The organism is Veillonella parvula (assembly GCF_018366295.1).
Classification (GTDB): domain Bacteria; phylum Bacillota; class Negativicutes; order Veillonellales; family Veillonellaceae; genus Veillonella; species Veillonella parvula_P.
Genome location: NZ_JAGZIJ010000016.1, coordinates 1 through 13445, shown reverse-complemented (window position 1 = coordinate 13445; position 13445 = coordinate 1). Strand labels below are relative to the sequence as shown.

The window sequence follows — 13445 nt, the reverse complement described above, 5'->3', positions numbered from 1 at the left end:
TTCGACTTGCATGTGTTAAGCACGCCGCCAGCGTTCGTCCTGAGCCAGGATCAAACTCTCCAAGATATCTTGAAGCTATTTGAATAGCTCATTTGTTTTGTTGTCGCTACCATTAAGTAGCTTTGAATTATGGTTGGTTTTGACTTTGTCAAAACCCGCACTCTGGCATATGTTCAATCATTTCGATTGATTACCTATCATTGTTCAGTTTTCAAAGATCTGTTATCAATTCGGATCACTTCATCTAAAGTTCAGCCTCAATTGACGACTTGATTATAATAACATTTGACTACTTTCATGTCAATACATTTTATAATCTTTTTTGAAGTTAAATTTAAACTTCTAAGTGTATTGCTACACTCATTAAGAAACAGCCGCTCAAACGACTGTATGCATATTATAGTACAATGAAAATATAATCGCAACCCCCAATTCTCAATTTCGCAAAAATTTCATTTTATTTTCATTTTAAGGCACAAAACCAATAATTGATTTTACGCAATCAATCATGTACAATAGAGCTGTAATAAAGAACTTTTAGCATAAATTGGCTCTATTTTAATAGCATTTATCAATATGAATATTACATTAGTGTAAGGAGATTGAGTATGAAACTATCAAAACATTTATTATCAAAAACTATAGCTATAGCTGCTGTATGTGCCACTATGGCAACTGCTGCATTTGCTGCACCACAAGGTACATTTGATACTTCAGAAATTAATATTACTGGTCAAGCGTCTCGATCTGTAGCACCTAACTATGCGATTTTAACACTTGGTATTACAAGCCAAAATACCAATATCAATGCTGCAAAATCTAATAATGATCGTATTATGAGTAATTTAATTAGTCAATTAGCTAACTTAGGTGTTGCAAAAAAAGACATCTATACATCTAGCATTTCCATCAATCCAACGAGTGACTATCAAGACGGCAAACGCATCAATACAGGTTACAATGTATCAAATCATGTAACAGTTAAGATCAATAACCTTGATAACGTAGGAAAGGTTGTCGATGCCGCTGTTAGCGCTGGTGCTAACGACATCAACAACCTTTCATTCCAAAATGATGTGTCTCAACAATTATCTGATTCTTTAACTACAGAAGCGATTCAAAACGGTCGCCATAAAGCAGAAGTTATCGCAGCTGCCCTCGGTCGTACATTGGGACCAGTAAAAACTGTTTCCATTAGCACAACTGAAACTAGCACAATGGACTCTGGTTACTATCGTAACCCAGTAATGCTAAAAGCAGCTCTCGAAACTGCTACACCTGTAGAAAAAGGCTCTTTAATAGTTTCACAAGACGCTAACATCACTTATTATCTACAATAGAATTTTTTGGTACCACACCTTCGTGTACAGCTACAATGCCGCCTGTCAATTCATGATAGGTGGCATTTTCATATCCAAGAGATTTCCAGATTTCTAAAATCTCACTTTGATGCGGGTATCTACGTAAAGATTCTGGAAGCCATGCATAGGAAGAGTTATCTTTGCTCAATTTTCCTATAATAGGCAATATATATGAAAAATAGAAGTTATATAACTGTTTAAACCCAAACATACTTGGTTTTGCAAGTTCTAACACCACAACCTTCCCCCCTGGTTTTACCACGCGTTGCATTTCAGACAATACCTGCTTAATATCTGGAACATTTCGCATTGCAAAGCCACTCATTGCAGCATCAAATGTATTATCCTCATATGGTAAGGCCATGGCATCACCTTGTACTAAATTTACTTGATTAAGTAAACCAGCAGCCTCAATACGAACACGACCTTGATTTAGCATTTCACTATTAAAATCTAATGCCTCTACCTTCAAAGTGGGCTCTTGACGTAATGCTTCCTTCGTAAATACACAAGTGCCACATGCCACATCAAGTACATATTGGTGAGGACCGATATTCATCGCTTTTACAGAGAATTTACGCCAAAAATAATCTTGTCCAAAGCTTAACACCGTATTCATTAAGTCATAGTTTTTTGCAATATTAGAAAAAACGCCTTGTACAAATTTCTCTTTATCTGCATACGTTTTAAATTCTTTAGTATTCATTATGGACCTTTCACAAATCAAGAACTATGTTCAAGAATTATATATGGCATAGTATACCACACTATAGGAACGCTAAAAAGAATCCTAATATATATACTCTATATAGTGACTATGTAATATATACATACCTACTAAAAACACTGGTATTTAGTATTTTCCGCTACATAATATAGAACTAAACACACATATTTATTTTTTACCTATATTCATAAATAAATATATACGACTATCGATTATAATATCTATTGCCACCATTTCATGTTCGTTGTATAATGACATATGTCCATGTTGAAAGGATACTTTATCATGGGATTTTATTTGTTTTTATATAAGTATTGGAGTGTACTATGAATCGATTTGTAAAATCAATTAATAGAGTCAGTCTAATCCAACAAATTATCATAGGTTTGATTATTGGTATTTTAACTGCTCTTTATGTGCCCGATGTGGCCAATGAACTTGCTTTATTAGGAGTCCTCTTCGTTGGAGCGCTAAAAGGTATCGCCCCTATCCTCGTATTTTTCTTAGTAATTGCTGCGATTAGTAAACATCGCTCTGGACAAAAGACAGGTATGGGCTCTGTTATAACCTTATATTTACTAGGTACATTCCTATCTGCGGCTTTAGCAGTAATCGTAAGCTTCTTTTTCCCTACTACATTACACCTAGCAGCAGGTGCCGCCGATGCCGCACCACCACAAGGTATCGTAGAGGTTATGACAACATTACTAAAAAATGTAGTTGATAATCCAGTAAAAGCATTAATGACTGCTAACTACATCGGTATTTTAGGTTGGGCACTTATCATTGGTGGTGCTTTACGCCATGCACCGATGAATACGAAGGAAGTTATGGAGTCCATTGCACAAGCTATTACTACTGTAGTAGGTTGGATCATTCGATTCGCCCCTCTTGGTATTATGGGCCTTGTAGCAGAATCCATTGCTACTAACGGCATCGAAGCCTTGATTGGGTACTTTCAATTACTCGTATTATTACTTGGTTCTATGATCTTTGTAGCACTAGTAATCAATCCAATTTTATCCTTTATTTACCTTCGTCGTAATCCATACCCATTGGTATTCAAATGCTTACGAGAATCTGCAATCTATGCGTTCTTTACACGTAGTTCTGCTGCAAACATTCCCGTAAACCTTGATTTAGCCAAACGATTGAAACTTAATCCAGATATGTATTCCGTATCCATTCCATTAGGAGCTACAATCAATATGGGTGGTGCAGCAATTACAATCACAATCATGACATTAGCTGCGGCGCATACATTAGGTATCGTTGTAGATATTCCTACCGCAATCCTATTATCTGTTATTGCCACTATTGGTGCATGTGGGGCTTCTGGTGTTGCAGGCGGTTCCTTGTTACTCATTCCATTGGCTTGTTCCCTATTCGGTATATCCAATGATGTAGCAATGCAAGTTGTAGGCGTAGGCTTTATTATCGGGGTATTACAAGATTCCACGGAAACTGCACTTAACTCTAGCACAGATATCCTCTTCACTGCTACTGCTGATTATGCAAAACGCGGTTATCATCAAGATTGGAACTAAAATTTTTTTAGACGGTCCTTTGGGACCGTCTTTTTTTTGTAAACTAATTGTACATTCTTTTATAGGACTTTGTGAAAGTTACATATATCCGCGCCTCTTAATTTTCTGGAAATAATATTATGTATTTGGATAAACTAAATATAAACTTTCACCAATCACTAACAAACTATATTGATTTTCTTCAATGTAGTGGTATAATATAGTTAATGATAATAACTATTAGTAGATATATAGGAAGGAATCAACATGAAACAATACGATATTATTGTAGTTGGTACAGGCGGCGCAACCATCGTAGCTGATGCTGCGCTCAAAAAAGGCCTTAAAGTGGCAGTCATAGAAAAAGGTAAATTTGGTGGTACATGTCTAACTCGCGGTTGTATTCCTACAAAAGTTATGGTTACAGCAGCTAATGCAATTCAAGAAACAAAAGAATTCAAAAAAATTGGCGTTAACGTTGGACCTGCTACTATGGACTGGCATACTGTGTCCAAGCGTACTTGGCATAAAATTGACGAATCTGCAGGCATTTATGATTATTACAATGCCTATGACAACGTAGATGTATATCGTGGTGCAGCAAGTTTTGTATCCGATAAAGTGATGAACATCCATCTTAACGATGGTTCTGGCATTGAAGAAATTACAGCGCCTACAATTATCCTTGGTACAGGTGGCTATAGTAATGTACCGAATGTACCTGGTCTTCAAGAGGCAGGTTTCCTTACTAGTGAAAGCCTCTTTGGCGATAAATTCCCTAAACAACCATACAAATCTCTTGCCGTTCTTGGTGCCGGACCAATCGGTGTTGAGTTTGCTCACGTATTTGATTCTGCTGGTACAGAGGTAACAATTCTTCAACACAATGTACGTTTAGTACCTAAAGAAGATGCAGATATATCGGAACACTTACTTAACAACTACAGAGAACGTGGTATCAACGTACTTCTAAATCAAGACACTGTTGAAATCCGCCAAGAAGATGGCCTTAAAGTAGTCGTTACTAAAGATCGTACTACTGGCGAAATTACAGAAACTAAAGTTGAAGAAATCCTTGTAGCTGCAGGTATCCGTCCAGCTGTAGAAGAACTTCACCTAGAAAACACTGGTATTGAAACTTGGCCTAAAGGCTGGATCAAAACTAACGAATTCTTAGAAACATCCGTTGATGGTATCTACGCTTTAGGTGATGTAAATGGTGAACCTGCCTTCCGTCATCGTGCAAACTACGAAGCAGATATTATTGCTCACAATCTCTTCTACGCAACAAGTGAAGAAGATTACCGTTGGGCACGATATGATACATTGCCTAAAGTCACATTCTCATACCCTGAAATTGGTAGCGTAGGTCTTACTGAAGCAGAAGCTATTAAGACTGGTTACAATGTAGGTGTGGGTAAAAACTACTACTCCTCTACAGCTAAAGGCTATGCAATGGGTATTAACCCTGGAGATGTAAACGATGGCTTTGTAAAAATTGTGGTAGATAAAGACACCAACCATATCCTTGGTATGCATGTCGTAGGCCCTCAAGCCTCTATCCTCTTCCAGCCTTATGTGAACCTTATGAATAGTGGTGTAACTCCGTTGACAGCAATTAATGAAGAAATCGCTTCTGAACGCACAAAACGATTACGTGAAAAAGGTATTGCCCGCAAAATGGATCCTAAATCCGTTATCACTGTAGGCGAAACAATGAGTCCACACCCATCCCTCGTTGAGGTGATTATGTGGACACAAGTATACTACGAAAATCGTTGGTAATACAACTATAGTTATAAATAATAAAAGGACTAAACCTAGGGTGCAGTCCTTTTGTTGTAAACATATCTATTGTAAAAAAATAATATTCTAACACAAGAGCACTATCAACCGATATTTTATAGTATCGGAATCGCAAAAAAGAGCCAAAGGCATTGCCTTCGGCTCTTTTATTATTAATCATCAATAGATAGGTTAGCGACCCATATCTATATCAGAACCCCAAACGAGATTTGTTTTACGACCATCGAAGCCTTGATCTGGCTCAGGTGGTAATTTATAGGATTTAGATTGTTCTACATAAGCACCTGTCTCAGCATCTACTGTAACAACTACTTTTTTACCATCCTGATGCATAGTCACATAGTATAAAACCTTACCATTATGAGCTTCAATCTTCCAGCCCTTCATAACAGCATCAGTTCCAAGTTGTTGTTTTGCAACACGTTCTGCTTGAGTTGATTCAATAACTTTATCTTTATTGAAAATCTCCCCAATAACTTTCTTAGGTTTGCCCCCCTCTTCCATATCAGAAGCATTACCAGTGATTACGTCAATTTTCATCTTGTACTGATGATACTTACTATAACCAACTACTTTATAACCATAGTTCAAGTCATTAGAGTTGAGCTCTACAGAATGAAGCGCCGCATTTGGATAGCGATTTTGGAAAATAGTACCAATTTGGCTCATAGTCATAACTATGGACTCGCCAGGTGCGCGTTTTACAGAGATATCCGTACTTGTTTCAGGCTTTGTTTTGCGTGCATCTGCCACACTTGGTGTAGCAACGGATAACATACCTACCGCTAATACACCCGTCAATGCCATAGAAATTAACTTTTTATTCATTATAATCCTCCTACTAGATACTATGCTTCTATTAATCAAACTATTAGTACGCTAGAATTTCTATAAGTTCATGCTATATTCAACAGCACTAAAATATGTAAATAATCATATCATTTAGACAATATACTATAAACCTTCATTAGATGCAAGTCGCCCATCTACATCAGTCATAATCAATTTATAGCATGTAGCCACTAAAGGCACACCGATCAACATACCAGTAACTCCCATCAAACTACCACCTACGATAACGGCAGCAAATACCCACAAACCTGGTAATCCAACAGAATTACCTACAATTTTCGGATAAATAAAGTTACTTTCAATTTGATGAAGTACCTCTAAAATAATTACATAGATGAGAGCATCCATAGGGCCAACAGTAAGTAGCATAACGGCTCCAATGATACCACCAACATAAATACCTAATAGTGGAATCAAACCAGTTAGGCCAATTACACAAGCAATCGTTGTAGCATATTCAATATTAAATAGCCATAAAGTAATACCTACCATCACGCCTAGAACCAAAGCATCTATAAACTGACCTACAAAAAAATTACTAAATGTTTGAACTGCTACGCGAGTTACATAACTAACTCGATTTACCCACTCATCTGATGCATAAGCCTTTAATATACGTTTACCTTGTAACATAAGGCGTTCCTTATCAAGCAATATATAAACAGCAAAAATTAAGCCAAGACCAATGTTCAAAGTCCACGACAATACGGTGCCCATTGCATTTACAATATATGTGCCACCTTTTGTCCCCCATTCACGAGTATATTTAGCAAGATTCTCTCCACTTAAGGCATCTATAATCGTTTGATTCGACGCCATTGGAATTGTTTCTGTAATATGTTGCATCCATGTTTGGAAGTCCGTATACAATTGCGGTGATGCAGCTACAATAATCGACATAGAATGAATCAATTGAGGTAAAGCCATCCGAGCAATAAAATACACAATAACGCTAATTGTTACAAAAGATAGCAAAAGACTCAGTGGGCGACGTATTTTATACTTCCATCCAGAGTCACACTTAGGCCATAGCCATCGCTCATAACGAACGACTAGAATATCTAATACGAAAGCAATACAAGCACCCACAATGAGCGGAACAAAGGCCGTAAAGATAGCGTCAAGACCACTAGCAATATCACTTATACGTAGTGCCATCATAATCATAATGCCCGCTAGTATAATAGCCCCTATGAGCTGTTTGTAATATTTAAATTCTTTCATAATAACCTACTTCACATAACACTATTAATAAGCTACACCTATATAACTATACGATTCTCACATCGCATACATTACCAAAGCATAATGAACATTGTATGACCTAGTATTGTATGCAAGCTTAGTATAACACAAAAGTCCACCTTGTCGCATGCTCGAATTCCCGATGAACAAGAGAGCATGATTGAAGGTGGACTTATTGTAGGGCTAATCTAGATAAGTCTAGAAATTAACGATGAATATAAACGTCTACACGACGGTTTTCAGCTTTACCTGCTGCTGTAGAGTTAGTTGCAACTGGTTTAACATCACCATTAGCAATACCGATAAGACGATCGGCAGATACACCGTGGTTAACTAAATATTGAGCCACATGTTGTACGCGGCGTTCAGACAAAGCAATGTTGTATTGAGGGTTTGCATCAGTATCAGCGTTACCCATTAATTTAACTTGGTCTTGAGAATATTGGTTAGCAGCATTTACAGCAGCCGTTAAGTTTGGATATTGGTCTGCACGAGCAACATCTTGGTCGGAGTCAAAGTAGATAGATTGTACATAGTAGTCCAATTTAGGAGTTTTATATGCAGGCGCTTCTACAGTAGGAGCTGGAGCCGGAGTGTATACAGGAGCTGGTGCTGGAGTATATACAGGAGCTACGGATTTGTGACCACCGAAACGGTAAGATAATCCTACTACAGGACCTTGGAAGGAAATATTAGACTTATCATCACGTTTAGTATTGATATAACGATACCCTGCATTAATATCCCAGTCTTGGTTAACTTTATAACCTAAACCTGCTTCCCAAGTGGTAGTTCTCTTAGTCCCTACACCCGCTTTACCATAAATGTCTACTTTAGAGCCAAGATTAGCTTTACCAATTACACCTAATTGAGCAATATTATTTGCTTTAGGGAATGTATCACCAGAAATGTGAGCATAACCGCCATATACTGCGAAATTTTTGTTCAAGGATTGAACCAAATTAACTTCTTGCATTCTATCACTATAGCTAGTGCCGAACATTTTATCATTCAAACCATGGTATTGGTATTGCAACGCTGTTTTATCTGTGAAAGCGTATGTTACACCGCCATCAAAGTTCCATTTTGCATCAGAAGTCCAAGCTTTAGTTTTTGCTTTAGAATCAGACGCACCAAGATCAACTTGAAACTCACCTTTATTGAATTGAGTTTGTGGAGTTGCACCTGCTACGGATACACCTACAGCAGCAACTGCCAATAAAGCTAATAATTTTTTATTCATTATAATTCCCTCCAAAAATAGCCCTTAAAATACTTAGGCTTTTGTAATAATATGCTTATATTTTACACAATTTTTCAATATAATTCAATATTCTTCATGAATTTTTGATGAAGTTCCAACTATATCTATCTATAAATATTATAAATATAAATATTAACACCTCTATATTGCCTAATCACTGCGATTCTCTGCACATATTATAGTCCAGTAATTGTAATACTATTTATCTTTTTTAAAATTCTCTAACAACAATAAAATCACTGGTCCTGTAAGTTCATCAAAATCATTATTATATCCACTAATAGATCTAACTATAATTGAACAAATAAAAGCCCCCTTATACACTAAGGAGGCTTTTATCATTTCATATGTATATCCCTTACATATATACGTGAAATCAGAAGTTTCTGGTCAGATAACACATTCCCCAATGTGTCATTTTTTTCACATTAAGTATTGTACATCAAAAAATTTTAATAGACAAGAGTTTATTCACTATTTTTTCATGAATTCTTCTAAAACTTTCAATGTAAAAAAGAATAATCAACAAAATATATAATTATTATCTGTCGTTTGAAATTATATCGAGTATTAGTATTTTAAATTTTAACATTTACATGAAGCCTATTTTTAATATAAAGCAAAAGTTAAATTAAAACTATATTCACATCTCATTAAACAACCTTATGTTGCCATGTTCCTCGAATAAATCTCAAATAAGAACAACATAATCTTAGAGACTGATCGAAGCACAAAGATAACCATGCCCCAAAAAGCCCTAAACCTAGTGTAATGCACAATAAATAAGTAATAATAGGACGAATGATTGCTACGCTTACAAGAGAATATTTCATGATGTAATATGTATCTCCTGCCCCTTTCAACACACCGGAATACACTTGCTGTAATGCTTGAGGGAATGCAGCGATAGCCATAATGCCCATCAAAGTGGCTGAAAGTGTAACAACATCACTTTCACGAGTATATAACTGTACTAAAAAATCACCAGGACCAATAAAGATTAATGCACTTACAAGGCCCACGACTAAACCAATACGAGCACCAATTTTACCATAAGTACGTGCAATATCTGGTCGTTTGTGTCCCAGACTTTGCCCCGTATGTGATGCACCTGCAAATCCAAGACCCATCGCAAAATAGTAAAATATATCCATTAAATTCATACATACGTAATGTGCTGCTAAAGGTACCGCACCTAAGGAAGCAACAATCATAGTGTATGTATACATACCGAACCGCTCAAAGAACTGTTCTCCTAAAGAACTGCCACCGACATGAAACATTGTATGTAATACGGGCCTTTCAAAAGTCCATTTCGACGGATGGCGCAATGTTAATCCAGTAGAAGTATGTTGTGAAATCGTACGCAACAACAATAATGCAATAATAGCACTACTGATCATAGTGGATACACCTGCCCCCATAACGCCAAGTTCAGGGAAGAAACCAATACCATAAATCAAGAAGAAATTCATTATCGTATTCAAAATATTCCCTACTACATTAGATTTAAAAATAACTTTAGTGTTACCATATCCAATGAGTGCAGCCCCTACGATTTGGCTAAAGGACTGAAATATTAAGCTAATAACTATGAAACGACCATACCAAACGGCTGTTTCAATATAGCCATCTTCAGCACCCGTAAAACGTAGAATATGCTCTAAATTCAAGAAACATATCAATAATAACGGTACATAAATTAAAAAATTCAATAAAATAGATTGCTTGAGTACGGCATTCATACCATCTACATCACCTTCACCATGACGACGAGCTATAATTGCCGTCACAGCAATGGATAAGGCTCGACAAAAGATGAGCATTACCATCTCAGGTTGCCCCATAATGCCTACCGAAGCAAGAGCTGACGCACCTAAGGCACCAACCATCGCCAAATCAATGGCAGTCATAAATTGTAACATCAAGCCTTGTAATGTAGCTGGCCAAGCTATTTTTAAATAATTACCATATAGCTGCTTTGTAGTTCCTACAGCTCCTAATCGTTCTGCAACAGGCAACATGGTGTCTATTGAAAGCCATCGTTGTATACGGTCTAACATCCTATCTCCTATTCATGCAAGATCATACATAATAGAGGTATCACTTTACCTCTTATTTCCACTGTATTATATCACACAACATATGAGAAGTCATTCATATGTTATGCATTTTAAATAAGAATACATATCAAAATAGCAAAAGAACCTCTTATACAAAATGTATATACCCTATCAGGTATAACAGTCTATAAGAGGTTCTTTAAGTCTACAGGAAAATAATTATCTTAAACTATTATCAAAACTAGCTCTCAACCCTTAACCTTTAGCGGCTAATAATTGATTTACTACGGCACGCAAGTCATCTAAGCCTTGTTTAGTTTCAGCCAATTCTTGACGTTGACGTTCATTTTCAGCTTCTAATGTATTTAGACGTGCTGCTTGATTAGCAATAACAGTTTTTTGATTACTATTTTCTTTTTTGAGACTAGATACTTCATCTTGCATTACATAAACAGAGCTAATAGGACCTGCTTTATAACGCTCTGGGATAGCGTCTTTTCTTTCACGACTACCACCAAATTTATGCGTTACACCTGCATTTACCATGTTATGGCTAGTGCCAAGTGAAACACCTACGTTGAACATAGTATCTTCAGTTCGGTAGTGAGCAATACCGATGGCACCAGCAGTTTCACCACGGTAGTTACCGATACCAGCCATAATTTGTGTTGGTTCCAATGGATCATATTGAATTGGTTTCAACGCTGCCATAGCTGCCGCATGAGCACCAACACGTTGTGTTTCAGTACCGACACGGTTAACAGCTTCTTGTAAACCAGCATTAGATGCTTTCAATTGGCTAACATTTACTGCATCAGTATCAGCTGTGCCAGGCGCTACTCCATGAATTTTGTTGCCACCATTATTTAAGCCGTCTACAGTAAGTGATACAGGGCTAGCTGCTGTATCTGCAGGAGTAATAGTCATACCACCCCCATTAATTGTAGTAGAGTTGCCAGCTGCATCTTTCACAGTTGTACCTGCAGGAGTGATTTTAGTAGATACACCGTTTTCATCACCTACAATAACACTGTTTAGGCCTTTTAAGTCTTTAGCCAAGCCATATGTGAAAGTAGTTCTATCTTGGTTAACTACAAGATTATCACCAGCTTGGAATTTTACGGTATCACTACCTTGTACTTTTTCAACGGTCCCGCCAGCAGCCGTTACATTCCATGCAGATATATCTTTAACTTGTTGTTTACCAGCATCTGTCAAGTTGCTCAAGTCTTGATTTGCAGCATTATCAATTTTGCCTTTAGTTGCATCATCGAGTTTAACAGTTACATCGTCGCCATTAGCAACCGTAGTAAGGCCATTTTCACCTTTCACATTAAATTTCACATCACCTGTGCTCAACGATTTTTCATCGGTAGAACCAGAGTTACCACCTAAAGAAATCTTGCGAGCAATAGCTGTCGTGTTTTTGTCGATATTAGCTTTATTGGTTGCGATGTTATCCTTATTAGTTGCAATATCACTAGTATTTTTAGTGATGGCCGCTTTGTTATCAGCAATATTGTCCTTATTAGTTGCAATATCAGCAGCATTTCTATCAATTGCAGCTTTATTATTAGCTATTTTTTGCTTGTTATCCGCAATGGCATCAGCATTTTTACCAATCTTATCTGTATTATCAGCAATGTTGGCTTTGTTTTCTGCTACTTGATCATCAACATGTTTCAATTGATCTTCTGTGGCGGCACGTCCAGAGACAGGCTGTGTTTGACCCGGAGTCCATGCAGTGTTAGTCAAACCCGTTACTTGAGGTGTTTCTACACCTTCTGTAGCTTTCACTTTTGGTGCTGTAATAGTTTGATTTGCTTTTACAGTATTGAAAGTTACGTCTTGTTTAGTAGCAATTGTGAAATCTTTACCATTTTGAGTAATGGAAATGTTATCACCATCGATAAACTTAACTGTATTGCCACCTTCAACTTTTTCAGCAGTATTACCATTAGCTACTACGTTCCATGCGGATAAATCTTTAACTTGTTGTTTACCAGCATCTGTTAAGTTGCTCAAATCCGTATTTGCTGCATTGTTGATTTTATTAGCCGTAGCATCATCTAATTTGACAGTTACATCGTCTCCATTAGCTTCAGTAACAATACCATTTTGCCCTTTAATATTGAATTTCACATCGCCTGTACTTAAGGATTTCTCATCAGTTGAACCAGTATTACCACCTAAGGAAATCTTACGACCAATAGCTTCTGTATTTTTATCAATATTAGCTTTATTGGCTGCGATATCGCCAGCATTTTTAGTGATGGCCGCTTTGTTATCTGCAATATTTTGTTTATTCGTCGCAATATTATCTTTATTAGTTGCTATATCGGCTTTATTAGTTGCGATATTATCTTTGTTAGTAGCAATATCTACTGCATTTTTATCAATTGCAGCTTTATTATCAGCTATTTTTTGTTTGTTATCCGCAATAGCCTCTGCATTTTTACCAATCTTATCTGTATTGTCAGCAATCTTGGCTTTATTTTCTGATACTTGATCATCAACGTATTTCAATTGGTCTTCTGTAGCTGCACGACCAGATACAGGTTGTGTTTGGCCTAGAGTCCATGCAGTGTTAGTCAAACCTGT

Annotated in this window: 9 protein-coding genes and 1 rRNA gene; 3 read left to right on the top strand and 7 right to left on the bottom strand. The window is 36.8% G+C overall.

The genetic code is table 11. From position 1 onward, the window contains the following. Positions 1 to 66 (bottom strand): 16S ribosomal RNA (locus KHY58_RS09925); the annotation flags it as partial. Between the two features lie 542 nt (positions 67 to 608). Here KHY58_RS09925 and KHY58_RS09920 point away from each other — a divergent pair. Beyond that, positions 609 to 1340 (top strand): SIMPL domain-containing protein, encoded by a 732-nt coding sequence (locus KHY58_RS09920; protein WP_278473241.1) that lies wholly within the window; start codon positions 609 to 611, stop codon positions 1338 to 1340. Here KHY58_RS09920 and KHY58_RS09915 read toward each other — a convergent pair. Then, positions 1321 to 2067: a ubiquinone/menaquinone biosynthesis methyltransferase gene (locus tag KHY58_RS09915; protein WP_227065767.1), complete on the bottom strand. Its 747-nt coding sequence runs from the start codon at positions 2065 to 2067 to the stop codon at positions 1321 to 1323. The genes KHY58_RS09920 and KHY58_RS09915 overlap by 20 nt on opposite strands. 347 nt (positions 2068 to 2414) lie before the next feature. On the opposite strand from KHY58_RS09915, the gene sstT reads away from it, so the two are divergent. Together sstT and KHY58_RS09905 are read left to right on the top strand one after the other, a co-directional pair. After that, a complete protein-coding gene (gene sstT / locus KHY58_RS09910) occupies positions 2415 to 3635 on the top strand; it encodes a serine/threonine transporter SstT (protein WP_004692960.1) in 1221 nt (406 codons plus the stop codon). A 246-nt stretch (positions 3636 to 3881) separates the two neighbouring features. After that, complete coding sequence (locus KHY58_RS09905) at positions 3882 to 5399, top strand: dihydrolipoyl dehydrogenase family protein (protein WP_278473240.1); 1518 nt, start codon at positions 3882 to 3884, stop codon at positions 5397 to 5399. Positions 5400 to 5591: 192 nt separating this feature from the next. Here KHY58_RS09905 and KHY58_RS09900 read toward each other — a convergent pair whose 3' ends face one another. From KHY58_RS09900 to KHY58_RS09880, 5 genes are all read right to left on the bottom strand, one after another. Further along, entirely contained in the window at positions 5592 to 6248 is a 657-nt protein-coding gene (locus KHY58_RS09900) for a PepSY domain-containing protein (RefSeq protein ID WP_278473239.1), read from the bottom strand. Positions 6249 to 6374: 126 nt separating this feature from the next. Next, positions 6375 to 7496 (bottom strand): AI-2E family transporter, encoded by a 1122-nt coding sequence (locus tag KHY58_RS09895; RefSeq protein ID WP_278473238.1) that lies wholly within the window; start codon positions 7494 to 7496, stop codon positions 6375 to 6377. Positions 7497 to 7722: 226 nt separating this feature from the next. Further along, entirely contained in the window at positions 7723 to 8760 is a 1038-nt protein-coding gene (locus KHY58_RS09890) for an OmpA family protein (RefSeq protein WP_021147846.1), read from the bottom strand. A 674-nt stretch (positions 8761 to 9434) separates the two neighbouring features. Beyond that, positions 9435 to 10844 (bottom strand): MATE family efflux transporter, encoded by a 1410-nt coding sequence (locus KHY58_RS09885; protein ID WP_008602691.1) that lies wholly within the window; start codon positions 10842 to 10844, stop codon positions 9435 to 9437. 255 nt (positions 10845 to 11099) lie between these two features. Further along, positions 11100 to 13445, bottom strand: a 2346-nt coding sequence (locus tag KHY58_RS09880) for a YadA-like family protein (RefSeq protein ID WP_278473237.1), incomplete at its 5' end; no start/stop codon positions are given.

Coding starts and splice junctions, on each gene's coding strand:
- KHY58_RS09920 (WP_278473241.1), top strand. CDS start 609: ATGAAACTATCAAAACATTTATTATCAAAAACTATAGCTATAGCTGCT.
- KHY58_RS09915 (WP_227065767.1), bottom strand. CDS start 2,067: ATGAATACTAAAGAATTTAAAACGTATGCAGATAAAGAGAAATTTGTA.
- sstT (WP_004692960.1), top strand. CDS start 2,415: ATGAATCGATTTGTAAAATCAATTAATAGAGTCAGTCTAATCCAACAA.
- KHY58_RS09905 (WP_278473240.1), top strand. CDS start 3,882: ATGAAACAATACGATATTATTGTAGTTGGTACAGGCGGCGCAACCATC.
- KHY58_RS09900 (WP_278473239.1), bottom strand. CDS start 6,248: ATGAATAAAAAGTTAATTTCTATGGCATTGACGGGTGTATTAGCGGTA.
- KHY58_RS09895 (WP_278473238.1), bottom strand. CDS start 7,496: ATGAAAGAATTTAAATATTACAAACAGCTCATAGGGGCTATTATACTA.
- KHY58_RS09890 (WP_021147846.1), bottom strand. CDS start 8,760: ATGAATAAAAAATTATTAGCTTTATTGGCAGTTGCTGCTGTAGGTGTA.
- KHY58_RS09885 (WP_008602691.1), bottom strand. CDS start 10,844: ATGTTAGACCGTATACAACGATGGCTTTCAATAGACACCATGTTGCCT.